21 protein-coding genes and 2 pseudogenes are annotated in these 22,175 nt (G+C 70.5%); 8 read left to right on the top strand and 15 right to left on the bottom strand.

The features are described from left to right. Positions 1 to 52 precede the first annotated feature (52 nt). Positions 53 to 1,303 (top strand): NAD(P)/FAD-dependent oxidoreductase, encoded by a 1,251-nt coding sequence (locus ACWBNA_RS08505; RefSeq protein WP_482703618.1) that lies wholly within the window; start codon positions 53 to 55, stop codon positions 1,301 to 1,303. A 7-nt stretch (positions 1,304 to 1,310) separates the two neighbouring features. Here the strand turns inward: ACWBNA_RS08505 and ACWBNA_RS08500 are convergent. The 3 genes and pseudogenes from ACWBNA_RS08500 to ACWBNA_RS08490 all read right to left on the bottom strand — a co-directional run. Further along, positions 1,311 to 1,646, bottom strand: a pseudogene (locus tag ACWBNA_RS08500) (hypothetical protein); the annotation flags it as partial. Positions 1,647 to 1,681: 35 nt separating this feature from the next. Continuing rightward, a pseudogene (locus ACWBNA_RS08495) lies at positions 1,682 to 2,269 on the bottom strand (fumarylacetoacetate hydrolase family protein); the annotation flags it as partial. 332 nt (positions 2,270 to 2,601) lie between these two features. Then, positions 2,602 to 3,516, bottom strand: a complete 915-nt coding sequence (locus tag ACWBNA_RS08490; RefSeq protein WP_482703617.1) for a VOC family protein — start codon at positions 3,514 to 3,516, stop codon at positions 2,602 to 2,604. A 222-nt stretch (positions 3,517 to 3,738) separates the two neighbouring features. Here ACWBNA_RS08490 and ACWBNA_RS08485 point away from each other — a divergent pair, with 222 nt between their 5' ends. Then, positions 3,739 to 4,629: a fumarylacetoacetate hydrolase family protein gene (locus ACWBNA_RS08485; protein ID WP_482703616.1), complete on the top strand. Its 891-nt coding sequence runs from the start codon at positions 3,739 to 3,741 to the stop codon at positions 4,627 to 4,629. Beyond that, on the top strand, positions 4,626 to 5,741 hold the full coding sequence (locus ACWBNA_RS08480) for a zinc-binding dehydrogenase (protein ID WP_482703615.1): 1,116 nt from the start codon (positions 4,626 to 4,628) through the stop codon (positions 5,739 to 5,741). The genes ACWBNA_RS08485 and ACWBNA_RS08480 overlap by 4 nt, the downstream gene beginning before the upstream one ends. 118 nt (positions 5,742 to 5,859) lie before the next feature. Here the strand turns inward: ACWBNA_RS08480 and ACWBNA_RS08475 are convergent, their stop codons facing one another. The 4 genes from ACWBNA_RS08475 to ACWBNA_RS08460 form a co-directional block, all read right to left on the bottom strand. Then, positions 5,860 to 6,660: a GntR family transcriptional regulator gene (locus tag ACWBNA_RS08475; protein ID WP_482703614.1), complete on the bottom strand. Its 801-nt coding sequence runs from the start codon at positions 6,658 to 6,660 to the stop codon at positions 5,860 to 5,862. A gap of 176 nt (positions 6,661 to 6,836) precedes the next feature. Then, positions 6,837 to 8,078 carry an FAD-dependent monooxygenase gene (locus tag ACWBNA_RS08470; RefSeq protein WP_482703613.1) on the bottom strand — a complete coding sequence of 414 codons (1,242 nt, stop codon included), beginning with the start codon at positions 8,076 to 8,078 and terminating at the stop codon, positions 6,837 to 6,839. Further along, a complete protein-coding gene (locus ACWBNA_RS08465) occupies positions 8,075 to 9,025 on the bottom strand; it encodes a dioxygenase family protein (RefSeq protein ID WP_482703612.1) in 951 nt (316 codons plus the stop codon). The genes ACWBNA_RS08470 and ACWBNA_RS08465 overlap by 4 nt, the downstream gene beginning before the upstream one ends. Position 9,026: 1 nt before the next feature. After that, positions 9,027 to 10,106: a maleylacetate reductase gene (locus ACWBNA_RS08460; RefSeq protein ID WP_482703759.1), complete on the bottom strand. Its 1,080-nt coding sequence runs from the start codon at positions 10,104 to 10,106 to the stop codon at positions 9,027 to 9,029. Between the two features lie 228 nt (positions 10,107 to 10,334). On the opposite strand from ACWBNA_RS08460, the gene ACWBNA_RS08455 reads away from it, so the two are divergent. Beyond that, a complete protein-coding gene (locus ACWBNA_RS08455) occupies positions 10,335 to 11,138 on the top strand; it encodes an IclR family transcriptional regulator (protein ID WP_482703611.1) in 804 nt (267 codons plus the stop codon). Between the two features lie 115 nt (positions 11,139 to 11,253). Here the strand turns inward: ACWBNA_RS08455 and ACWBNA_RS08450 are convergent, their stop codons facing one another. The 4 genes from ACWBNA_RS08450 to ACWBNA_RS08435 all read right to left on the bottom strand — a co-directional run bounded on the left by ACWBNA_RS08450 (position 11,254) and on the right by ACWBNA_RS08435 (position 16,172). Continuing rightward, positions 11,254 to 12,639: an MFS transporter gene (locus ACWBNA_RS08450; protein WP_482703610.1), complete on the bottom strand. Its 1,386-nt coding sequence runs from the start codon at positions 12,637 to 12,639 to the stop codon at positions 11,254 to 11,256. 166 nt (positions 12,640 to 12,805) lie between these two features. Continuing rightward, positions 12,806 to 13,645, bottom strand: coding sequence for an ABC transporter substrate-binding protein (locus ACWBNA_RS08445; RefSeq protein WP_482703609.1), 840 nt, complete (start codon positions 13,643 to 13,645; stop codon positions 12,806 to 12,808). Positions 13,646 to 14,190: 545 nt separating this feature from the next. Next, positions 14,191 to 14,862, bottom strand: coding sequence for a hypothetical protein (locus ACWBNA_RS08440; protein ID WP_482703608.1), 672 nt, complete (start codon positions 14,860 to 14,862; stop codon positions 14,191 to 14,193). 110 nt (positions 14,863 to 14,972) lie between these two features. Next, the gene (locus ACWBNA_RS08435; protein WP_482703607.1) at positions 14,973 to 16,172 is read right to left on the bottom strand and encodes a serine hydrolase domain-containing protein; all 1,200 of its coding nucleotides are present in this window, start codon (positions 16,170 to 16,172) and stop codon (positions 14,973 to 14,975) included. A gap of 226 nt (positions 16,173 to 16,398) precedes the next feature. On the opposite strand from ACWBNA_RS08435, the gene ACWBNA_RS08430 reads away from it, so the two are divergent. From ACWBNA_RS08430 to ACWBNA_RS08415, 4 genes are all read left to right on the top strand, one after another. Next, the gene (locus ACWBNA_RS08430; protein WP_482703606.1) at positions 16,399 to 17,460 is read left to right on the top strand and encodes a YihY/virulence factor BrkB family protein; all 1,062 of its coding nucleotides are present in this window, start codon (positions 16,399 to 16,401) and stop codon (positions 17,458 to 17,460) included. A 199-nt stretch (positions 17,461 to 17,659) separates the two neighbouring features. After that, the gene (locus ACWBNA_RS08425) at positions 17,660 to 18,079 is read left to right on the top strand and encodes a phage holin family protein (protein WP_482703605.1); all 420 of its coding nucleotides are present in this window, start codon (positions 17,660 to 17,662) and stop codon (positions 18,077 to 18,079) included. Then, complete coding sequence (locus ACWBNA_RS08420; RefSeq protein ID WP_482703604.1) at positions 18,076 to 18,546, top strand: DUF3618 domain-containing protein; 471 nt, start codon at positions 18,076 to 18,078, stop codon at positions 18,544 to 18,546. Before ACWBNA_RS08425 ends, ACWBNA_RS08420 begins: the two co-directional genes overlap by 4 nt. Continuing rightward, positions 18,543 to 18,809: a DUF4235 domain-containing protein gene (locus ACWBNA_RS08415; protein ID WP_482703603.1), complete on the top strand. Its 267-nt coding sequence runs from the start codon at positions 18,543 to 18,545 to the stop codon at positions 18,807 to 18,809. Before ACWBNA_RS08420 ends, ACWBNA_RS08415 begins: the two co-directional genes overlap by 4 nt. 182 nt (positions 18,810 to 18,991) lie before the next feature. Here ACWBNA_RS08415 and ACWBNA_RS08410 read toward each other — a convergent pair whose 3' ends face one another. The 4 genes from ACWBNA_RS08410 to dgoD are packed head-to-tail and all read right to left on the bottom strand — an operon-like array spanning position 18,992 to position 22,078. Next, positions 18,992 to 19,402 carry an SMP-30/gluconolactonase/LRE family protein gene (locus tag ACWBNA_RS08410; protein WP_482703602.1) on the bottom strand — a complete coding sequence of 137 codons (411 nt, stop codon included), beginning with the start codon at positions 19,400 to 19,402 and terminating at the stop codon, positions 18,992 to 18,994. Positions 19,403 to 19,416: 14 nt separating this feature from the next. Beyond that, complete coding sequence (locus tag ACWBNA_RS08405) at positions 19,417 to 20,391, bottom strand: sugar kinase (RefSeq protein WP_482703601.1); 975 nt, start codon at positions 20,389 to 20,391, stop codon at positions 19,417 to 19,419. Continuing rightward, the gene (locus ACWBNA_RS08400) at positions 20,388 to 21,008 is read right to left on the bottom strand and encodes a bifunctional 4-hydroxy-2-oxoglutarate aldolase/2-dehydro-3-deoxy-phosphogluconate aldolase (RefSeq protein WP_482703600.1); all 621 of its coding nucleotides are present in this window, start codon (positions 21,006 to 21,008) and stop codon (positions 20,388 to 20,390) included. Before ACWBNA_RS08400 ends, ACWBNA_RS08405 begins: the two co-directional genes overlap by 4 nt. 47 nt (positions 21,009 to 21,055) lie before the next feature. Further along, positions 21,056 to 22,078, bottom strand: a complete 1,023-nt coding sequence (dgoD, locus tag ACWBNA_RS08395; protein ID WP_482703758.1) for a galactonate dehydratase — start codon at positions 22,076 to 22,078, stop codon at positions 21,056 to 21,058. Positions 22,079 to 22,175: the final 97 nt, after the last annotated feature.

Here is a 22,175-nt window from a genome sequence, read left to right as displayed (position 1 = left end):
AGGCGAGCACCCTCGGCCTGCGGGGCGGAGCCCTTTCAGCAGAGGAGAGACCATGGCCGCGAACACGGCATTCGTGATCGTCGGAGCCGGCCTGGCCGGCGCGAAGGCAGCACAGACCCTCCGGGAAGAGGGCTTCGACGGACCGGTCGTGCTGCTCGGAGAAGAGAGCGAGCGCCCGTACGAGCGGCCGCCGCTCTCCAAGAGCTACCTGATGGGCAAGGAGGAGCGGGAAACGCTCTACGTCCACCCTTCCCAGTGGTACGCCGAACACGACGTCGACCTGCGACCGGGCACCACGGTCACCGCGATCGCCCCGGCCGCCCACGAGGTGACGCTCGCCGACGGCAGCCGCATCAGCTACGCGAAACTGCTCCTGACCACCGGTTCTTCACCGCGTCGCCTGCCCGCGCCGGGAGCCGACCTCGACGGAGTGCTCTACCTGCGCCGGCTCGCCGACAGCGACCGCATCAAGGAAGCCCTCACGTCCGCATCCCGCATCGCGGTGATCGGCGCCGGCTGGATCGGACTGGAGACCGCGGCCGCCGCCCGGGCAGCCGGCGTCGAGGTCACGGTGCTGGAGAGGTCGCCACTCCCGCTCCTGCGCGTGCTGGGCCGCGAAGTGGCCCAGGTCTTCGCCGACCTGCACGCCGATCACGGGACCGACCTGCGCTGCGGCGTACAGGTCGCGGAGATCACCGGCGCCGGCGGCCGGGCGAACGGCGTGCTGCTGACCGATGGCAGCCGCGTCGGCGCCGACGCGGTCGTCGTCGGGATCGGCATCACCCCCGACACCCGGCTCGCCGCAGCCGCCGGCCTGGAGGTCGACAACGGCATCCGCGTCGACGCCCACCTGCGCACGTCGCATCCGGACGTCCACGCCGCCGGAGACGTCGCGAACGCCTTCCACCCCCTGCTCGGCAAGCACATCCGCGTCGAGCACTGGGCCAACGCGCTCAACCAGCCCCAGGTCGCGGCCAGGGCGATGCTCGGGCAGGACGTGACGTACGACCGCGTTCCCTACTTCTTCACCGACCAGTACGACCTGGGCATGGAGTACACCGGCCACGTCGAGCCGGGCGCCTACGACCAGGTGGTCTTCCGCGGCCGGACCGACACCCGGGAGTTCATCGCGTTCTGGCTCGCCGGGGGCCGGGTGTCGGCAGGGATGAACGTCAACGTCTGGGACGTCACCGATCCAATCCGCGACCTCGTCACCTCCCGCCGAGCAGTCGACGCGGCCGAACTCGCCGATACCGACGTGCCTCTGACACACATCCTCGGACGCCCCGACGGGACCGGCTGATGCGGAGTCACGCCGATGCGTCACGCATGTTCCCCATGTGCAGTCTGTTCGGCCGACGGTCCAGGCCGGCGGTCTGGATCGGACCTGACGCGGGGGCGGGCGGGGTCCAGCGGTGGGTGCGGGGCAGGGTGGAGGAGAGGCCGTAGTCCTTCTTCAGCTGCTCCGGGATCGCGTAGTGCATGACCCGCCCGCGGGTGAGTGAGGACAGTTCGAGGACTGTGGTGAGGTGGCCGAGGCGGTCCAGGGCCCAGGCGCCGAGCGGGGAGCGGTCCTCGATGCTCTCCAGGACACCGAGCAGGTGGGGTACGGCTTTGACGACGGTGTCCCAGGCGGTGCGCGGGACGTTTCGTCGAAGCTCGTCTCGGTGGCCAGGTCGACGGCGTGCACGCACACTTCGCGCACCCGCATCCAGGCCACCTCCGAGGCGGGCACCTCCCGGCCCCGGGCCGTTGGGACGGTCGTGTCCCAGCACGCGTCCGGCAGTGTGGTGAGCGCCTCGACCAGGCGGGCGTCGGCCGCGAGCAGGTCGCCACGCAGTTCAACGACCGGCCGGCGGGCGCTCTGCTCGATCTCCTTCGCGCGTTTGGCCAGGTAGCGGGCCGGCCTGCGGGCATGGCCGACGCCGCCCGGAGTGCCGGTAGCGATCACGTCGCCGGGCACCAGCGTGACGATCTCGGACAGGTACGCGACGAGCGTGGCGGGGTCGAAGACGAGGTCACCGGTGTCGGCCTTCTGGACCGTGTCCCCGTCGACCTGGCACGTCAGGCTCAGGCCCTCGTCCGCGACCGCGGGGTCGTCGGCGGTCACCAGCCACGGCCCGATGGGGGTGGTGGCCTCGAAGGTCTTGCCCCGGTGCCACTGGGGGGTGCGGTACTGCCAGTCCCGGGCGGTGACGTCGTTGAGCACCGAGTACCCGGCGATCGCGGCGCGCGCCGGCGCTCGGCGATCGGCAGCAGCTCGGCCCACCGCCACAGGTGGGGGACCGCGGCTGGCCGGGGCGTCATCGGCATGAGGTCTGCGCGCTGCGTCCACAGCGGCATCAGGCCTGCGGTCTTCGAGATCTGCATACAGCTCGCGCAGGAGCTTCTGCTCAGCCTGCTCGCTCACTGAGTCGATCACGGCAACCTCCCGACTGCCCACTCAATAACCCGCTCAAAGTGTGCACAGTTTCGGGTCGGAAATGACATTACGCTGCTGCTTCCCTCACGGGAATCATCGATGGGACAGATTCTTGTTTGCGGAATCCCCGCCCGGTGAGCGAGGCCGCAACGCCCGTGGACCGCGACCGCCGTCGCGGGTCAGACCGGCTTCTCCTCCTGGTTGGTGATGAAGTCGGCCGGCATCTCGGGGCTCCATACGGCGGGCGGGCAGTCCCAGTCGTTCGGCTTCCAGTTCTCGGTGATGCAGTCCATGTCTCCGGAGTACTCGATCCAGCTGCCCCACGGGTCCTGGATGTAGTGGAAGAGGTTAGAGCCGAGAGTGTGGCGCCCCAGGCCCCAGCCCTTCGCATGGCCGGCGGCCGCCATGGTCTGCGCACCCCTGGCGATCTGGTCGATGTCCGCCACCATCCAGCTGGAGTGGTGCAGGCCGGGGTGTGTGCCCGGGACGAATCCGAAGACGTGGTGATCGCCGGGCCCGGAGTTCATGAAGGTGGCCATCCCGCGGATGCGGTCCGACAGGTGCAGCCCGAGAGTGCGGGCGTAGAAGGTCTCGGAGGCGTCCAGATCGGTACTGAAGATCAGCATGTGCCCGAGACGCTGCGGGCGGGCCTCCTCGCTCGCGGTCAGCCAGCGGGCCTGGTCGACACGGCGGACGCGGTCGCCGACATTGGCGTCCTGCGAGTCCGTGGTACCGAAGTCGCGCCAGGGGGCGATCTCCTCGTCGCGGAGGTTGATCAGGTTGTCCTCGTGATCGCGCAGCCACAGCCCTCCGGGAACCTGGGCCGGCGCGTCGAGCAACTTCAGGCCCAGCCCTTCCAGGCGGCGCTGCCATTCGGGCAGCGAATCCGGCTCCACGGCGAAGGCCACATGGTGCAGCCGCTTGGCCGGCCCTTCCATCAGCACCGTCTGGTCCTGCGCCCGGCCGTCGCAGCGGATCACCACCGCGTCACCTCGCTCCGACGTCTCCAGCCCGAAGGAGCTGTAGAAGCTCTCACCCGCGTCCAGCGAGGGCACTTGGAGGCCGTAGTGCAGAAGACCTGTGACACGCAGCATGCTCACTCCTCATGGTCCGGACGGGTCCGCGTTCCTCACAAGCCCATCCTCACCAAGTGTGTACACCTTTTTCGGCTGACGTCCAGACCCTGTCGGGAGACATTGCCGATTCTTCGAGTAATCGACCGTCACGCCTCTCGCGGCCCCCGCTTCACACCCCAATGTGTATCCACTATGGTTCAGCTGCCCTCAGTGAGCCGCCTGTCGGAGGAACCCATGAGAATGCCTGAATGGTCGCTGGTGCAGTACCGGGTCGACGACTCGGAGAAGGTCGCCGTCGGCGTGAGTGCCCACGGGACCGTGTCGGAAGGGCCGCCCGAGATCGGGGGCCTCACGTTGATGGACGTGCTGGGCCGTTGGGACTCGCTCGCGCCACTGCTGCGCGAGTGGACCCCGGCCGCGTCCGACGCCGTCATCGGCGCCCGCCTCGCTCCCCCGCTGACGTACCCGGGCAAGGTGCTCTGCGCGGGCGCCAACTACTGGGACCACATCGCCGAGATGGGTGTCACGCGCCCTGACAAGCCGGGCGAGCCGTTCTTCTTCCTCAAACCGCCGACGACGACCGTGACGGGACCGGGAGACCCGGTACCGCTGCCCGCTTACGAAGGCGCCCGCGTCGACTGGGAGGCCGAACTCGCCGTCGTCATCGGCCGCGCCGGCCGCGACCTCGCACCGGACAAGGCCCTCGCCCACGTGGCCGGCTACCTCGCGGCGAACGACATCTCGGCCCGGGACCGGCTCACCGCGGCGGCACCCGTCGCCGATCCGTTCGCCTACGACTGGCTCGGCCACAAAGGGCAGGACGGCTTCTGCCCGCTGGGCCCCGGACTCGTACCCGCCTGGCAGGTTCCCGACCCGCAGAACCTGCGGATCCGGCTCAGCGTCAACGGTGTGGTGAAGCAGGACTCCTCCACAGGGCAGATGATGGTTCCGGTACACGAGGTGGTCGCGGCGGCCAGCCGCCTCACCCGGCTCGAACCCGGGGACGTCATCCTCACCGGCACACCCGCCGGCTGCGGCGTACCGCGCGGGGAGTTCCTCGCCGCCGGGGACGACGTCGTCGTCGAGATCGAACGGATCGGCCGCCTGGAGAACAAGGTGGTGGCGTCATGAACGGGCCCACGACCACCGCGGAACCGTCCTGGCCGGTACCGGTGCCCGTGCCGGAAACCATGCGGGCCATGGTGTTCCGCCGCTTCGGCCCCCCGGACGTCCTGGAACAGGCCACGATCGGCACACCCCGGCCCGCCCCGGGCGAGGTGCTCGTGCAGGTGGCGGCGGTCGGCATCGGCCGGCTGCTCGACCTCACGGCACGCGCGAGCCGCCACCCCTATGCCCGCTTCCAACTGCCCCACGTCCTGGGCGCGGACCACTCCGGCGTCGTCGCGGCGCTGGGCGACGGAGTGCACTCCGTCCGGGTCGGAGACCGGGTCGCGGTGTTTCCCGCGGTCGCGTGCGGCAGTTGCTCCCACTGCGCGGAGGGCCGCGAAGAAGCCTGCGCGGGCCTGTCCCTGATCGGCACTCACCGCCCCGGTGCCTACGCGCAGTTCTGCGCGGTGCCCGCGCGCAACGTGCATCAGGTCCCGGACGGCACGCCACCCGCGATGGCCGCCTCCCTGGCGCTTGTCGGCCCCGTGGCCGCCAACCAGCTCGCCCAGGCAGGGCTGCGCCCCGGACACTGGGTGCTCGTCCAGGGCGCGGCATCCGCCCTCGGCTCCACCACGGCCGCCCTCGCCCAGCACCTCGGCGCGAGGATCATCGCCACCTCCCGGTCGCCGGAGAAGCGCAAGGCACTGGCCGCGGCGGGCGCCGAGGTCGTGCTCGACGCCACTGCTCCGGACTTCGCCGATCGGGTGCGCGAGGCCACCGGCGGTCACGGCGTCGACATCGCCGTCGACAACCTCGGGGACCCGGACCTCTGGGACGCCACCCTGGACACCCTGGCCCGCGGCGGGACCGTGGTCACCTCCGGCGCCTTCCTGGGCGGCAAGGTCCAGGTCGATCTGCTCCGCCTGTACTCCAACTGCCACCGCATCCTCGGCGTACGCACCGGGAACACGGCCTCGGTGAAGGCCCTGTGGACGCAGGCGGAGCACGGGTTCCGTGCCGTCGTCGACCGCACGTTCCCGATCGCCCGCGCCTGCGACGCCCACCGCTACATGGAGGACGACAACAGCATCGGGCGCGTGGCCCTGACGTTGCGGCCGCAGGACTGGGAGGACTGAGGACCGTCTGTGGTCAGTGGTGCCCCGCACGGTGACGCCGGGCGGGGCATGGCTCTGTCGAGGTGGGCTCGCCACGACCGCGCCGCGAACGGGCTGGCCGCCGCCCGGGCGCCCCGAGTCAGGGCTGACCGCCGACGATCCCCAGCGCGGTCCGCGTGGCCATGGGCTCGTACTCCGGGGCGATGTCGGCCAGCACGCTCAGGGCGGTGCGCGCGAGATGACGGGCGATCACGCTCGCGGCCTCGGCCGGGCTGCTGGTCCGCAGGGCCTCCAGCAGTGCTTCGTGCTCCTTGTGCGCCCGGGCCCACGAAGCGGGCAGGCCGAGCTGCGCGAGCCGGATGTAGCGCTCGCTCTGCTCGGCCAACGAGGCGAGCATGCGCTGCAGATGCGGTCCCACCGCGCGGGTCGCGATGCCGTGGAACTCCTTGTGCGCGGCGTACCACTCCTCCGGCCTGTCGCCGCCCGCGAGTTCCTGCATGCGCACCAGGACATCGGCCAAACCCTCGACGTCCTCGGCGGTGAGCGACCTGGCCGTCATGCTGACGGCCAGTGTCTCCAGCATGATGCGAGCTCCGTACACACCGTCGAGTTCCGCGGGATCCACGCCTCGCACCCGCGCCCGCTGGTCGGGGCTCGCGTCGATGAGCCCTTCTTCCTGGAGCAGCCGGAACGCCTCGCGCATCGGCGTACGGCTGACGCCCAGCTTCCGGGCCATCTCGGCCTGGAGCAGCACCGACCCCGGGGGCAGCGCGCCATTGAGGATCATGGTGCGCAGCCGTCCGTGCACATCCAGGGCGAGACGGCGTCCGCCCACGGCGACCCCGGGGGTGTCGTCCGGCGGCACGGACGGCACCTCGCCGGCGCCGCTGTCCACGGCCGCCACCTGGTCATCGAGAGACTCGCTCTTACTCCTGGTCACGCCGGGAGTCTACCCAGAGTGTATGCAGCCGGTACGGCAAACAGCGTGGGCCGGGCGACAGCGGGTCGGCAGGCCAGCGGCCAGGCCCGCGCCGGCCGCGGGACTGTATCCACTCTGCCGCACGCATCAGGGCGATCAGGAAGCCGGAGAACGGGATCGGGCGGATCCCTGCCGGCTCAACGGCCCACCGGCGATTCCCGCAGAGCCAGCTCGGCGTCATAACCGTAGAGCCACTCGTTGTGCGCCAGAGGGTCCTCACTCGTGAACGAGGTGTCCCTGGCCTGCTGAGCGGGCCCGTCGGGCAGGTGGTTGCTCACCGCCCTGCCCCGGCTCAGCCGCTGCACCCGGGTGGCGCGCGGGCGGCGGATGTTCTCGTAGCGGAGCAGCGCGGCAGGCGGGTCGTCCGGCCGGTCGGCGAGGCAGCCGGCCAGGACGGCGGCGTCCTCCATCGCCTGCGCCGCTCCCTGGGCGAAGAAGGGGAACATCGGATGCGCCGCATCGCCCAGCAGCGCGACGGGCCCGTTCGTCCAGCGGGGCAGCGGATCCCGGTCGAGCAGGGCCCAACGCCCGGTACCCTCCGCAGCCGCGAGCAGCGCCCCCAGGTCGTCCGACCACCCGGCGAACTCGGCGCGCAGGTCCTCGATCCGTCCCTGGGCCGACCACGATTCCGTCGTCCAGTCGTGTGCGGGCCCGAACGCGACGATGTTGATCTGCGTACCCGCGGAGATCGGGTAGTGGACCAGGTGACGGTCGGGGCCGAGCCACAGCGTCTGGACCGGACGGCGCGCGAACGCCGGCGCTCTGTGTGCCGGTACGAGGGATCGCCAGGCGCACATTCCCGAGAACCGCGGCGAGCCCGTTTCCGTCACGTACCGCCCCACGGTGGTGTGTACGCCGTCGGCGCCGACGACCACGTCGGCGACCTCCCGTGATCCGTCGGTGAAGGTCAGCTCCACGCCCTCGTCCAGTCGGCGCAGGCCGGCCAGACGGGTCCCCAGCCGTATCGACGACTCGGGAACCGCCGCCCTCACCGCGGCGAGGAGGTCGGCGCGGTGCGCGACATAGCTCTGCTCACCGAAACGGCGTTCGCATTCCTCGCCGAGTTCCTGGGAGAACAGCACGCGCCCGTCCTCCCAACGCCGGAACTCCCACCCGACCTGCAACGGCACCGCGCGTTCGCGTAGGCGGTCGAGCCGGCCGAGGGCCCGCAGCAGGCACACGGCGTTCGGGGAGACGACCAGGCCGGCACCGACCTCGGTCAGGGCGGGCGCCTGCTCGTACACGGTCGCCTCGATCCCGGCCCGATGCAGGAACGCCGAGGTGGCGAGACCGCCGATTCCGCCGCCGACCACGGCCACGCGCAGGTCACGCGCAAGGCGCTTGTCCCCGTCGCTCATTCGCTTGTCCCCGGTGTTCATTCACTGGCTCCTGTCGGCCGAAGGAATACCTCTGCCGGCCGCGGTGTGCGCGGAGCGAGGACGATGTCGAAGCGCACGCCGGCCCAGGAGCGGCCCGCGAGATCGCGTCCGTCGGGGGTGGGGGTGCCCGCGGGATGCTGCACGAAGTCGTGGACGAGTGAGTCCCTGACCCCGAACACGGCATCGCGGGTGAGGAGTTCGTCGCCGCGGACGAAGATGTGGGTGATGAGGGTGCGCCTGCCGTCGGCGCGGACGTCGAAGTGCAGGTGCGAGGCGCGCATGGGGGAACGGCCCACGGCGGCGAGGAGGGCGCCGACGGGACCGTCGTGCGGGATCGGGTACGGCGTGGGGGTGATGGCCCAGAACCGGTAGTGGCCCCGCTCGTCGGTGAAGAGGTGACCGCGCGCTGCCGTACGGTCGTCGTCGTACTGCACGTCGTAGAAGCCGTCCTCGTCGGCCTCCCACACCTCGATGCGGGCGCCCGCCACCGGTTCGCCGTCGGTTCCGGTGACCGTGCCCTCGACCCAGCACGGCTGCCCGGCGGCATCGCCGGTGATGTCCCCGCCCAGCGGGATCCCGGGTGAGCCCTCGACGAAGAACGGTCCGAGTACCGTCGCCTCGGTCGCGTTCGCGTACGCCTCGTTGTTGATCGCGACGGTCTGCATGGACGCCCCGAGCACGTCCGACAGCAAGATGAACTCCTGCCGTTTGTCGTCGGTGATGTGTCCGGCCGCGGTGAGGAACTCGATCGCGGACTCCCACTCCTCCTCGGTCAGGCGCACCTCGCGCAGGAACGCGTGCAGGTGGCGGGTCAGCGCCCGCATCACCTGCCGCAGCCTCGGGTCCTTCGCGTGGTCGAACGAGGCCACGACCTGGTCCACCAGGGCCTGCTCGCGTGCCTGCTGCTCGGCGGCCACCTGTACGGCGGCCCCGCTGGGCTCACTCATGTCAGCTCTCCTCTTCCTCGGTCATCGGTCGCGGGTCCGTGCCCCGCCACGCCGAACGCAGCAGGCGCCGCACATCGCTGGCTGTCACCGGGCGCGGATTGCCGTCCGGCACCACGTCCAGGACGGCCTGTGCGGCGTCGTCGATGTCGGCCTCTTCGAAGCCGTAGTCGCGCAGTGCCTTCGGCGCGGCCACGGTGTGCCGGAGCCGTTGCAGAGCGCCGATCGCCGAACCGGTACCGAGCGCGGTCGCGATCCGCTCCTCGGCCTCCGGGGCCGCGGGTGCGTTGAACGCCAGGACGTAGGGCAGGACCACCGCGTGGGTCTCGGCGTGCGGCAGGTCGTACGAGCCGCCCAGCACATGGCAGATCTTGTGGTGCAGGCCCGAACCCGCCGACGAGAACGCCACCGCCGACAGATAGGCCCCGTACAACATGCGCTCACGCCCCGGAAGGCCGGCCGGGTCGGCCACCACCGCCGGCAGTCCGGCAGCCAGTGCGCGGATCCCCTCCCCCGCCAGCGCCCGGTCGACGGGGTCGGCGCGAGGCCCCCACATCGCGTCCACGCAGTGCGCCAGCGCGTTCAGACCCGACGCGACACTCATCGGCACCGGCAAGGACACGGTCAACGTCGCGTCGTACACGACCGAGCGCGGCAGGACCCGCGCGTCCACCCCGGTGCTCTTGTGCGCCTTCTCGGTCAGGCCCCACACGTTCGTGGCCTCCGAGCCCGCGTACGTCGTGGGAACGGACACGATCGGCACGCCGGTGGTCAACGCGACCGCCTTCGCCAGGCCGGTGGGGGAACCACCCCCGACGCAGACCACGAGGTCCACCTCGGCCGCGCTCGCGGCGAAGCGGGCTCGCTCGGCCACCTCGAGGGGAACGTGCATCACCACCTCGTCCCACCGGAGCACGACCGGCAGTCCTGCGGTCACCCGCTCCGCGAGTCCGGACTCGGCAGGCGCCGCGATCACCATCACGCGCGAAGCGCCCAGTCGCTCCCCCTCGGCCCGCACCATCGCCGCCGCCTCACCCGAGGCGAACAGCACCCGCTGGGGCAGACTCTCGTGTTCGAAGCGCAGCAACGCGCTCCTTCGCGCATCGGCGTCGAGGCCGACGCCGGTTCGCCACGTTCCGGGCATGTGCATTCCCGATTCCTCTCAACCGTAGGCAGGACTGGATCAGCGGCGACGTCCGTGTCGGGCGGCGTCGGCATCCACGAGAGACCTTCCGGGACCGGCCGTACCAAGGTCAGTACGGTGTCCGGTGAATGGACACCTTCTGCGTGCGGTACCGCGGTCGGCGGGACAATGACGCAGGCGGGAGGTCCGCCGGCGACGAGGAAGGGAACGGAGACGGCCAACAGCGGCGACCGTGGGCGCACGGTCATCTCCCGGGCTCTGGCGATCCTGGACGCGTTCACGCCGGGACGCCCGGAGCTGACCCTCGCCCAGATCTGCCGGCTCACCGGCCTGAGTCACGCCACCGCCCACCGGCTGGTCGGTGAACTGGCGCGGTGGGGAGCGCTGGAACGCGTCCCGAGCGGGGCGTACGTCATCGGCCTGCGGCTGTGGGAGCTGGGCACGCTCAACCCGCGCGGACTGCCGCTGCGCGTCCGGGCGATGCCCGTCATGGAAGACCTGCACGCCGCCACGCAGCAGCACGTGCAGCTGGCCGTCCTCGACGGCACCGACGCCCTCGTCGTCGAGCGGATCTCCACGACCCGAGCGGTCCCGGTGGTGTCCCAGGTCGGCGGGCGGCTGCCCCTGCACGCGTCCGCCGTCGGCAAGGTGCTGCTGGCCCATGCGGGCGAGGACCTTTTCGCCGAGGTGGTACGGAACGGCCTGGTCGGCTTCACGCGGGACACCATCACCGACCCCGCGGCGCTGCGTCTCGCGCTGGCGGAATGCCGGCGGACCGGTGTCGCCGTCGTGCGCGAGGAAATGAGCCCGGGTGCCTATTCGGTGGCCACGCCGGTCACCGACTCGAAGGACCGCGTGGTCGCGGCCCTGTCGGTGGTGGGGTCCGATGCCGCGACCCACTTGCTGGTACCCGCCGTCGTACTGGCGGGTCGTGGTATCTCCCGGGGGCTGACTTTCGGCACCTCGCCCTGACGCATCGCGCCCCGACGGGCTCGCCGCCGTATGCGGCCGCCGCCCTCGGCTGTCGGCCAGGAGCGGCGGCGGATGGCAGTCGGCAGTCGGCAGTCGGCTGTCGGCTGTCGGAGGATCAGCCGTGTTCCAGCACAGGGCGCGCCGACCCGCCCGCGCCCCCCTGCTTCGCGGGGGCCGGCGTTCCCGGCGGGCGGGGTACCAGCCCGATCAGGACGGCCCCGAGGATGCCGGGCACGGCGAGGGCGTAGAAGTTCCACTGGAGCGCCAGCCCGGCGCCGATGATCAGTCCGAGCAGGGGCGGCGCGAGCATCGAGCCGAGACGGCCGAATCCCAGCGTCCAGCCCATCGCCGTGGCACACATCCGCACGGGATAGTGCTTGGAGACGTAGGCGAGGATGAACGACTGCGTTCCGATCGTCCCCACGCCTCCCAGCGCGACGGCCGGGTACAGCGCCGCCGTGGGCAGCCGCAGGCTGAGCACGATCACGGTTGCCGCCGCCAGGAGAAAGGTCGTGCCGATGACCGGCTTCGAGCCGAGCCGGTCCGCCACCAGGGCGATGATGATCGTGCCGACGACGGCACCGATGTTGAACACGAGGAGGAATCCGAGCGCGGAGCCGGAGGAGTAGCCCGCCCGGCGCATGATCTCCGGGAGCCAGGTGTTGAGTCCGTAGATCATGAACAGGCACAGGAACGTCATGGCCAGGAAGCAGGCCGTCGCCAGGAAGTAGTTGCGCGAGAAGAGGGCCTTGACCGAGGACATGCTGCCCGAGTCGCGTCCCGTCAGCTGCTTGTCGGGAGCCGATACGTCTACTTGGACGTCGTCCAGCGGAATCTGCCAACGGTCGGCTGTCTTCTCGGCCTCCGCGTTTCGGCCCTTCGCCTGGAGAAACGCGATCGACTCGGGCAGATACCTGACAGCCAGGGGCACGACGAGGAGAAGCGGCAGGAGACCGAGCAGGAACATCGTGTGCCAGCCGAACCGCGGAATGACGAAGATGCCGGTGAGGGCGGCGATGATGCCTCCGACCGGAAAGCCGCTGAACACGATCGCGTAGACCAGGTTGCGCGTTTTCGGGTGCGAGTACTCACCGGTGAGGGCGGTGGCTGTCGGCAGCACACCGCCGAGTCCGAGACCGGCGAGGAAGCGGAACAGGCCGAAAACCTCCGGGGAGGGCGCGAGCGCGCACAGGCCCGTCATCACCGAGAACCAGGCCAGGCACCCGATGAGCATCCTGCGCCGCCCCAGCGTGTCGGTGAGCGTGCCGACGGTCAGGGATCCCAGGAGCATGCCGATCAGGGCCACGGAACCGATCAGACCGGCACCGGCCGGAGTCAGGTTCCAGCCCGGCTCATGAAGGAGGGAAGGAATCACGGCGCCGAATATGACCACGTCGTACCCGTCGCAGACGACGGTCATCCCACAGATGGCGAGCACCAGCAGAGTCACCGGCCGCCAGGTGGCGTTGCCAGGACTTGTTTCGCGACTGTCGTCGTGCATGACGTTTTCCTCTCACATTGCTTTGTCGGGGAGGCGTGTCTCGCCGTTGATGCGGCGTGGGGTGAGCGGTGTGCCGTGGCCGCCGACCGGCCGGCGCTTCACGGCACGCAGGCGGAATCAGCCTGTTCACGGATCGGGGCTGTTTTCGGTGGCGGGTGCGGGCCCGTCAATGTCCCTGCTCGGGCCCGATCAGGGACTGGAGCGGGCCTGCGGGCCGCCAGGCAGGATCGAAGCGGCGGCGCAGTTCTGCCACCGCCTCCAGCCCGCGCAGGGTCACCTCGGGCGAGGTCGACAGGCCGGCGGGGCCCAGAAGACCGGGGACGGCGGCCTGGGCGGTGGCCGGGGGCCAACCGTGCCCGACCAGGGCTGCCTCGATGGCCGGTGCACCGGAGGTCAGGAGTTGCGACGTGCTGGCGCCGCAGACTTTGAGGTAGTCGCGGATGTACCAGGTGGTGGCGGTGGCGCGGGGGGTCAGCACCACGTTGGTGATGAGGTCGGGCGCGGCCTGGAGGTGGCCGCCGAGGCGGGGGTATCCCTGTTCGGCGGCGAGGACGTCGAAGGGCGGATGAAGGGTGGTCCCGTCCACCGTGCCGGCGGGCAGTGCCCGGAACCGCTGCAAGGTACCGCCCACCGGGTCGAGCCGGCTTTCGGCCACCGACAGGCCGGTGACGTCGGCGAGTACGGCACGCAGCACGAACGCGAAGGCGCTCTGGGCGTTGTCGACGGCCCAACGGTCCGTCGGCTGTGGTGCGCCGGGATGCCGGTGGACGGCGAGTTCGCCGATGCCCTCGGCCCGGACAGCCACCGGATCCCGCTTCAGTACGGAACGCAGCAGGTGGTCGGGAGAGGTGTGCATGACGTCGTAGTCGCCCTTGTTCCAGCCGGCCAACTGCTGGTCGGAGGAGGCGACTTCGACCAGGTTCACGTCCAGTCCCGCCCGGTCGAAGTACCCGGAGTCGAGGGCGTGGTACAGGTGCACGTCACCGGCGCCGGGAAAGACGGCCACAGTGAGCCGTCGTGTGGGCTGGTGGGGGGCGCGGGGCGCGGTCGGGCCGGTGGATCGGTGAGGTTCTGCGGAGAGCGGTGGCATGTGACCTCCTCGGACGCCGGGCGCGTGCCCCTGGTCCGATCGCGCGGGAACAGGAGCCGGCCGGCGGCCATGAGTCTTGGTGGAGGCCGACCGGGTACGGAAGTTGCACGGTCGGCGGCCGGTGCGACGTGGTGGTGCGACGCCCGGTGCTGAGTTGATGCGGTCACTGTCGGCGGCGGGAGCTCTTGGGCACCCTTGTGGGGCTCACTGGCGGCCTGGGTCGGCTCCGTCCGCCTCCAGATGATCCGAGACGGCGATAGTGTGCACACATTGGCGGGACAGCGTCCATACCCCGTGCGGCGAAAGTTTTCGCGGAGCCGCCCTTGTCGCCGATCTTGACCCAGGTCAAGCGCAATGCGGGATACGAGCGCACCACATCGGGTGACGACAAGTGAATACAGATTATGCTTGTCGATGGGCTCGGTGCACCGTGCGCCCAGGTCTGCGTACGGCTGCTCGGCTCAGCGCCCCGGCCGCCTGAAGTGGGCATAAGGCGGATAGGGCTTGAAGCTGATCAGCACCTCGATGGGGTGACCGCCACCCGGCTCCTGGACCAGCGTCGGGAGCGCCGCCATGAGCGCCGAGTGGCCTTTGACGACGCCCTTCTGGTGCGGGCCCCAGCCCGCCGCGTGGGCGAAGTACGTGACGGTCTCGGCGAAGACGTCCCTGCTGCCGAACAGGAAGAGCGTTCGGGCGTGGGTGGCGTGCCGCAGCTCGTCCCGGAAGTCGGCCCGCTCCCATCGGTCTCGCCAGGAGGCGGCGTCGCGAGCGGTACGTGCCTCGTCGGTGCGGGCGGTCAGCGGAGTGCCGTTCACCAGCCTGCGCCGCAGTTCGGGCCACTGGCTGGGGCGCAGGCCGAGCGTGTGGTGGGCCAGGACGAGGTCGACCGGTTCGCCGACCCCCTCGTCGGGCGGCAAGCCGGCGCGCAGCGGTACGTGGACGATCGTGTGCCGGGAGTAGGCGGCGAAGGAGAAGAGGCCCGCGAGGCGGTTCAGCCCGTCGTGGTCGCCGAGCAGCAGGCCGATGGGCTTCGGGGCGCGCAGCGAGGTGTGGCGAAGCGGCTGCCGAGGCTGGACGACACGGTGCAGGTGCGGCCCGGTCCGGGGCCTGAACTGACGCAGCCTCAGCCGCATACGGAGTACCCCATGGCGTCAGGATCGTGGGCGGCGGGCCTCCTCCGCAACGGAGATTCGGCCCACCACACCGTCAGGCCGGGCCGCCTGGTGCGGGGCGCCCTGACGCTTCAGCGTGGGGGGACCGGGCGGTCGTAGACGTTGTTCGGGGTGACGATCTCGGTGATCGCCCGAGCGACCAGCGAGGACGGTTCCTGCCCCTCGTCGGTGATGTCGGTGTTGAGCATGACGACCAAGGTGGCCTTCTTCGAGGGCAGGTAGACGGTCACGGTCTCGTAGCCCGGGATGGAGCCGTTGTGTCCGATCCAGCCACCGGATGTGAAGATGCCGAGGCCGTAGCTCGTACCGGGATAGCCGGTCGGCAGCGTCTTGAGTCGCTGCGCCTGGGTCTCGGGGCTGAGCAGCGTGCCGGTGGCGACGATCTTCGCCCAGTGACGCAGATCGTGCAGGTCCGAGATCATCGCCCCGGCCGCCCAGGCCCAGCTGGGGTTCCAGTCCGTCGCGTCCTCGATCTCACCGCTCAGCGTCTGGTTGGTGTACCCGTGCGGGTGCGGCTCGGGAAACTCGGGGCCCTGTGGGAACAACGTGTGGCGCAGGCGGGCCGGGCGGAGCACCCGCTTGTCGATGAAGTCGGCGAGGCGGTGACCGCTGACCTTCTCGATCACCAGGCCGAGGAGGACGAGGTTGCTGTTGGAGTACTGGAACTCCCGCCCCGGCGCGAAGGTGTTCGGGTGCTTGAAGCCGTACGCGAGCACCTCCTGCGGGGTGAACGAGCGACTCGGGTCGCTCAGCAGATCGTGCTCGAAGTCCGGGTCGGCGCTGTAGGGAAACAGGCCGCTGCGCATCTCGGCCAGGTGCCTCAGCGTGATCCGCTCGCCGTTGGGCACGCCGTCGATGTAGGCGGAGATCGGGTCGTCCAGCCCGATCCGACCGTCGTCGACGAGCTTGAGCAGCGCGGTGACCGTGAAGGTCTTGGTCTCGCTGCCGATGCGGAAGAACTGGTCCTTGGTCATCGGCCTGCGGGTGGTGGTGTCGGCGACGCCGGTCGCGCGCACGTAGTTCCCCTTGCCCGGCATCCACAGTCCGACGACGACGCCGGGAATGCCGGCCTGCCGGCGGACGTCCTTGACGGCCTTGTCCAACCGAGCGGTCAGCTCGGGCCCCAGGCCCTCCGGTGGGCACTCGTCCTTGTCGTACCGGTCGGCGTCCGCGGCGTGGACGGCCGTGGCGGGCACCGCTGCCATCGGGGCCACCACCGACGCCACCAGCAGCGCCGCGGCCAACAGACGGCGGGAGGGGGTACGTCGCATGTCGGAACGCCTCTTCCGGGTCAGGGGTCAGGGGTCAGGTGGACAACGTCACGTCACCATCCGGACGCTGGGGAGGAGCTCCCGCCCGGTAGGCGTTCGTGCGAGTCCACCCGTTCGGAGCCGGTTTCCGCGACAGTTCTCGAACGCGGCACGCATCCTGTCCGCCCGTTGCCCTAAATGTCGCAAATGAACGCATAAGCGATGTTCGGTCGGATACTCGTGCGGCATGACAAGGACGATCAGAAGGCATGGCAGGCACAACGGGCAGACTGCGGCGGACCAGGAGACCGAGGCAGCGCGGGCACCCAGTGCCGGTCCGGACGAGCAGGTGGAGCGGCAAGCACCGGACAGGCCGAAGGACCTGCCCAAAGGCTCATGGGGGACGGTGCTGAAAGGCACGCTCAAAGAGTTCAAGAAGGACGAGCTGACCGACCGGGCGGCGGCGCTGACCTACTACGGCATCCTCGCGCTGTTCCCGGCCCTGCTGGCGCTCGTGTCCCTGCTGGGAATCGTCGGCCGGTCGGCGACGCAGCAGGTGCTGGACAACATCCAGAAGCTCGCTCCGGGCGCGGCGCAGGATGTCCTGCGCAACGCGGTGCAGCAGATGCAGGGCAACGCGGGGCTCGGCTCGATCATGGCGATCGTGGGCCTGGTGCTCGCGGTGTGGTCGGCGTCCGGCTATGTCGCCGCGTTCATCAGGAGCGCCAACGCGGTCTACGACATCCCCGAGGGCCGTCCGGTGTGGAAGGTGCTGCCGGTTCGGGTCGGCGTGACGGTGGTGCTGATGGTCATGGCCGTGATCAGCGCGCTGATCGTCGTGTTCACCGGCGGTCTCGCGAAAGAGGTCGGCACCGCGCTCGGGGTCGGTGACACAGGCCTGACGGTGTGGTCGATCGCGAAGTGGCCCGTGCTGGTGATCCTGGTCACGATCATGATCGCGACCCTGTACTGGGCGACCCCGAACGCGAAGGTCCGCGGCTTCCGCTGGATCACGCCGGGCAGTTTCCTGGCCCTGGTGATCTGGATGATCGCCTCGGCGGGATTCGCCTTCTACGTCGCGAACTTCGGCTCGTACAACAAGACCTACGGCGCCATCGCGGGCGTGATCATTTTCCTGGTGTGGCTGTGGATCACGAACCTGGCGATCCTGCTCGGCCTGGAATTCGACGCGGAGCTGGCCCGGCAGCGGGCTGTCGCGGGCGGTCATCCGGTCGGAGACGAGCCGTACGTCCGGCCGCGTGACACCCGGAAGTGGGACGAAGAGGACCGTCGCCGCCTTGAATCCTGAGGCCTGATGGAACCCGAAGTACCTGATGGACCTGATGGACCTGATGGACGTGATGGACCCGATGGAGGGGCCGAGGTGCGGTCCGACGGGGCGCCTGGCAGTCGTTCACTCCGTTGCCGCCTTCGGCTTCCTCGGGTCCGTCGCATGGACGAAGCCGCCACGTACGCCGAAAGCACCGACGAAGGACAGGTGAACACCCATGACAACAGACGGCCCCCACCGCACCGGCGGAGCAGCGCAGGAACCGGTGAGCGACCTGGTCCAGCAGGCCTCGCGACAGCTGTCGCAGCTGGTCCGGGACGAGATGCGGTTGGCGCAGGCGGAGATGACCGAGAAGGGCAAGCGGTTCGGCAAGGGCGGCGGTCTGTTCGGCGGCGCCGGCCTGGTGGGTGTCCTCACGCTGCAGGCACTGGTGGCCACGGCGATCGCCGCGTTGTCGCTCGGCATGGACGTGTGGGTGGCGGCGCTGATCGTCACCGGCGTCCTGGCCGCCGTCACCGCCGTGATGGCCGCGCTCGGCAAACAGCAGATCGGCAAGGCCTCCCCGCCGACACCGGAGCGGACGATGAGCAGCGTCAAGGCCGACGTGGCCGAGATCAGGGAGAAGGCACAGCGATGACCCAGGACAAGCCGCACCCGGGCAAGGAGGGGGCACCCTCCCCGGAGGAACTGCGCGAGCAGGTCGAGGCGACCCGTGAGGAACTCGGCGAGACCGTCGAGGCTCTCGCGGCGAAGACCGACGTGAAGACCCGTGCCCACGAGAAGACGACGGCCGTCAGGCAGCAGGTCACCGAGAGGACCACCCAAGTCACGGCCCAGCTGCGGGACAAGGCGACGCACGCGGCCCATCTGGTGCAGGACAGGACCCCTGAACCGGTACGCACCAAGGCGGCCGCGGCCACCGTGCAGGTGCGCGACACGGCCGTGCACGTCGGAGAGCTGGCCCGTGAGAAGGCCCCGGAGCCGGTCCGCGAGAAAGCCGACCAGGGAATGCGGATGGCGCAGGCCAACCGCACACCCCTGTTCGTCGCGGCGGGCGCGGCCATCGCCCTGCTGCTCGTACGTCGTGCCAGGAGGCGGCGATGAAAGCCTCGAAGATCGCCTACAAGCCCGTCGGCCTGGCACTCGGCGCCACCAGCGGCGTACTGGCCGGTGGAGTGTTCAAGCAGGTCTGGAAGAAGCTCGGACACGAAGAGGACGCCCCCGACTCCACCGATGAGGACCGCACCTGGCGCGAGACCCTGTCGGCAGCGGTCCTCCAGGGCGCGATCTTCGCCGGCGTCAAAGCCATGGTCGACCGCGGCGGCGCGGCCGCCACCCGCCGCCTGACCGGCACATGGCCCGGCTGACCCGCGGCGTCCCGCCTTCCCTCAGGGCGCCGGCCCTCTTCGCGTGACACGGAACAAGGCCTCCTGGAGCTCGGTTCGCATCGCGATCCCGAGCCGGCAGGAGGCCTTCACGAAGCCCGACGGTGAGCAGGATGGCAGCGCTCAGTTGATGCGGACGATCTTCCAAAGCACGACTGGACCGCCTACGCCGCCGAAGAGCCCGCGCCGGGGGTGCCGTCGTAGGGCATGCTGCCGGCCCAGAAGCGGCCCGCAGCGTCCGCGACACCGTCGTTCATCCGGCTGGGCACGGGGGTACGGTCCTCGGGACGGTCCAGCCATGCCAGCCGCCCGTCGGCGGTGAGGAGCGCGATGCCGGTGCCCGCGGCGGCGATCCAGGTGTCCGGCCGGCCGTGTACCGGGGCGACGGCGCCCAACGGCACGTCGAGCCGGGCCAGTTGGTGCGGCGTCGGGTCGGTACCGTCGCGCAGTTCGAAGAGCCCGCCGCTGAGGATGTCCACGTACACGAACCGGCCGTCGACCCAACGCCCCCCTTCGGCGAGCTCGTAGCCGCCGTGGACCACGATCGTCGTCGACTGCTGTGCGGCGGATGTCATCGTCGCTCTCCTCGTCAGCGGATCGTGGTGCCGTCCGGCTGGTCGAGCAGGCCGAGTTCGTCCTGCGTCGGCAGGCCCTCCCAGTCGCCCGGGGTGCCGACCGCGAAGGCCGCGGTGGTGACGGCTCGGTGCAGGCGTGCCGGGATGTCCGCGTCGTGGAGGAGGCCCGACAGGTATCCGGCCACGAAGGCGTCGCCCGCGCCGACCAGATCGACGGCGTCGGCCTGCCGCGCCGAGCGGTCGGTGGCGCCGTCGGCGGTAAAGGTGGTCGCCCCGCGGGCGCCGCGCTTGATGACCACCTCTTTGACACCCGCGGCCAGGAGGCTCTTCACGCCGTCGCCCTCGCCCGCGTCGGGGCGTTCCAGCATCAGCGGCAGCTCGTCCTCGGAGGCTATGAGCAGGTCGGTGCGGTTCAGTAGAGGACGGAGCACTGTGCGCGCCTGGTCGGCGCTCCACAGCCGGGAGCGGTAGTTGACGTCTAGGCATACGGTGATGCCGGCATCGCGAGCCGTCGTCGCGGCCGCCGCGGTCGCCTCGGCCGCCGACGGACCGAGCGCCGGGGTGATGCCGGTCAGATGCAGGACGCGGGTTCCCGACGTGAGGGCGGGCAGCACGTCGGCCGGTGAGAGGGCCGAACCCGCGGAACCGGCCCGGTAGTAGCTGACGCGGGTCAGGGTGCCCAGCCGTGGTTCGGTCAGCAGCAGTCCTGTGGACCGCCCGGTGTCGTCGGTGACCGCGTGGGCGAGGTCGATGCCCTCGGCGCGCAGGGTACGCAGCACCAGCTCGCCGAGTTCGTCCGCGCCGACCCGGCCGGCCCAGCGCACCCGGTGTCCGAGCCGGGCGAGGCCGATGGCGACGTTGGATTCGGCTCCCGCTATGGACAGGCCGAGACTTCCGCCCAGCCGTAGCATGCCGTGGGCCCGTAGTGCCGCCATCGTCTCGCCGAAGGTGACCACTTCGGGCGCGGCCTGGTGAGCCGGCGTCGTCATGGCGTCTCCCGGGTGACGGCGGTGCGGAACGCGGCCACGCGGCCGCGGAGTTGGTCGAGGTCGCCGCCGTCGGCGGCGTCGCCGATCAGCGGGGAGCCCACGCCGACGGCGATCGCGCCCCGGGCGAGGTAGTCGCGGGCGACCGCCGCGTCGATGCCGCCGACGGGCACGAACGGCACCTCGGGGAACGGGTCGCGCAGGGCGCCCAGGTAGGGGGGCCCGCCCAGGGAGCCGGGGAAGAGTTTGATCGCGTCGGCGCCCCGGGCGAGGGCGAGTTCGATCTCGCTCGGTGTCAGGGCTCCCATCAGCACGGGTATGCCGTAGGGCTCCAGCCCGTCGACCAGTGCCGGGGTGACGAGGTACGAGGCTCCGGCGTCGACGGCTCGGGCGGCGTCCGCGGCCGACCGGACGGTCCCGGCGCCGAGCACTGCGCCTGGGCCCAGTTCGGCACGCGCCCGCCTGATCACCGTCAACGCGTCGGCGGTGGTCAGCGACACCTCGATGGCCGCGATGCCTTCCTCGGCGAGAGTGAGGACGGTGCGCAGTGCCGCGTCGGTGTCCTTTCCGCGCACGATCGCCAGCAGTCGGTGAACTCGGAGCGGTTCCACCAGGTTCATGGGTTGGTGCTCTCCTTGAGCGGGTGATTCGGTGGACGGTCGGTGGGTCACCATTCGGTGAATGATCCGTCGGCGCCGCGCCATACGGGGTTGCGCCAGCGGTGCCCGGTCTCGGCGGCGCGGCGGACGGCCTTCTCCTCGATCTCGACGCCCAGTCCAGGGCGGGAGTTGAGGACGGCGTAGCCGTTGTGGAAGCGGAAGGGTTCCGGGTCCATCACGTAGTCCAGCAGGTCGCATTGTTGGTTGTAGTGGATTCCCATGCTCTGTTCCTGGATCAGGAAGTTGGGAACCGCGAAGGCGATCTGCAGGCTGGCGGCGAGGGCGATGGGGCCGAGGGGGCAGTGCGGGGCCATGGCGACGTCGTACGTCTCGGCCATGGCCGCGATACGGCGGATCTCGGAGATGCCTCCGGCGTGCGACAGGTCGGGCTGGGCGACGGCGATGCCGCTGGTCATGACCTCGCGGAAGTCCCAGCGGGAGTAGAGGCGTTCGCCGGTGGCGAGTGGAATGCTCGTGGACTCCACCAGGCTGCGCAGATGGCCCGAGTGTTCCGGCAGGACGGGTTCTTCGACGAACACCGGGTGCAGCGGTTCGAGCAGGGGCAGCAGGCGGCGGGCCATGGCGGTGGAGACGCGGCCGTGGAAGTCGACGGCGATGTCCCGCTCGTCGCCGAGCACTTCCCGCACGGCCGCGACGCGCTCGACGACCTCGGCGGTGCGTGCAGGGGTGTCGATGGCGGCGAGTTCGGCCGAGGCGTTCATCTTCACGGCGGTGAAGCCGGCCTCGACCTGTTCCTTGGCCAGTTCGGCCACGTCGCTCGGGCGGTCTCCGCCAATCCAGGCGTACATCCGGACGCGGTCACGGACCGGGCCGCCGAGCAGACGGTGCACGGGGACGCCGTAGGTCTTGCCGGCGATGTCCCACAGTGCCTGGTCGATGCCGGCGACGGCGCTGGAGAGGATCGCCGCGGCGAAGTAGCGCTCGACCGTTGGGACAAGGTCTCCGAGCGAGCGGACGTGCGCCTCCAGGACCACGGCCGCGTACGGGTAGCGACGGAGTGAAGTGCCCATGCCTTCGCCGTACGTCATCACATGGAGAAGCCGGGTCGTGTGGTCGACCAGTTCCGCGTCGTCCCCGAACGCCGCGACAGCCTCGTGGAGTCCGGCC

The sequence above is a fragment of the Streptomyces sp. Q2 genome, from assembly GCF_056820935.1.
The sequence above is the reverse complement of the archived record's forward strand: the minus strand, read 5'-3'. Positions and strand labels throughout refer to the sequence as shown.

Excerpts from the sequence above, each read along its gene's own strand:
- ACWBNA_RS08465 (WP_482703612.1), bottom strand. The coding sequence starts at position 9,025 with ATGAGTGAGCCCAGCGGGGCCGCCGTACAGGTGGCCGCCGAGCAGCAG.
- ACWBNA_RS08450 (WP_482703610.1), bottom strand. The coding sequence starts at position 12,639 with ATGCACGACGACAGTCGCGAAACAAGTCCTGGCAACGCCACCTGGCGG.
- dgoD (WP_482703758.1), bottom strand. The coding sequence starts at position 22,078 with ATGGGCACTTCACTCCGTCGCTACCCGTACGCGGCCGTGGTCCTGGAG.
- ACWBNA_RS08415 (WP_482703603.1), top strand. The coding sequence starts at position 18,543 with ATGAAAGCCTCGAAGATCGCCTACAAGCCCGTCGGCCTGGCACTCGGC.
- ACWBNA_RS08430 (WP_482703606.1), top strand. The coding sequence starts at position 16,399 with ATGACAAGGACGATCAGAAGGCATGGCAGGCACAACGGGCAGACTGCG.
- ACWBNA_RS08455 (WP_482703611.1), top strand. The coding sequence starts at position 10,335 with ATGACGCAGGCGGGAGGTCCGCCGGCGACGAGGAAGGGAACGGAGACG.
- ACWBNA_RS08425 (WP_482703605.1), top strand. The coding sequence starts at position 17,660 with ATGACAACAGACGGCCCCCACCGCACCGGCGGAGCAGCGCAGGAACCG.
- ACWBNA_RS08435 (WP_482703607.1), bottom strand. The coding sequence starts at position 16,172 with ATGCGACGTACCCCCTCCCGCCGTCTGTTGGCCGCGGCGCTGCTGGTG.
- ACWBNA_RS08405 (WP_482703601.1), bottom strand. The coding sequence starts at position 20,391 with ATGACGACGCCGGCTCACCAGGCCGCGCCCGAAGTGGTCACCTTCGGC.
- ACWBNA_RS08420 (WP_482703604.1), top strand. The coding sequence starts at position 18,076 with ATGACCCAGGACAAGCCGCACCCGGGCAAGGAGGGGGCACCCTCCCCG.
- ACWBNA_RS08505 (WP_482703618.1), top strand. The coding sequence starts at position 53 with ATGGCCGCGAACACGGCATTCGTGATCGTCGGAGCCGGCCTGGCCGGC.
- ACWBNA_RS08490 (WP_482703617.1), bottom strand. The coding sequence starts at position 3,516 with ATGCTGCGTGTCACAGGTCTTCTGCACTACGGCCTCCAAGTGCCCTCG.
- ACWBNA_RS08400 (WP_482703600.1), bottom strand. The coding sequence starts at position 21,008 with ATGAACCTGGTGGAACCGCTCCGAGTTCACCGACTGCTGGCGATCGTG.
- ACWBNA_RS08440 (WP_482703608.1), bottom strand. The coding sequence starts at position 14,862 with ATGCGGCTGAGGCTGCGTCAGTTCAGGCCCCGGACCGGGCCGCACCTG.
- ACWBNA_RS08470 (WP_482703613.1), bottom strand. The coding sequence starts at position 8,078 with ATGAACACCGGGGACAAGCGAATGAGCGACGGGGACAAGCGCCTTGCG.
- ACWBNA_RS08480 (WP_482703615.1), top strand. The coding sequence starts at position 4,626 with ATGAACGGGCCCACGACCACCGCGGAACCGTCCTGGCCGGTACCGGTG.
- ACWBNA_RS08410 (WP_482703602.1), bottom strand. The coding sequence starts at position 19,402 with ATGACATCCGCCGCACAGCAGTCGACGACGATCGTGGTCCACGGCGGC.
- ACWBNA_RS08485 (WP_482703616.1), top strand. The coding sequence starts at position 3,739 with ATGCCTGAATGGTCGCTGGTGCAGTACCGGGTCGACGACTCGGAGAAG.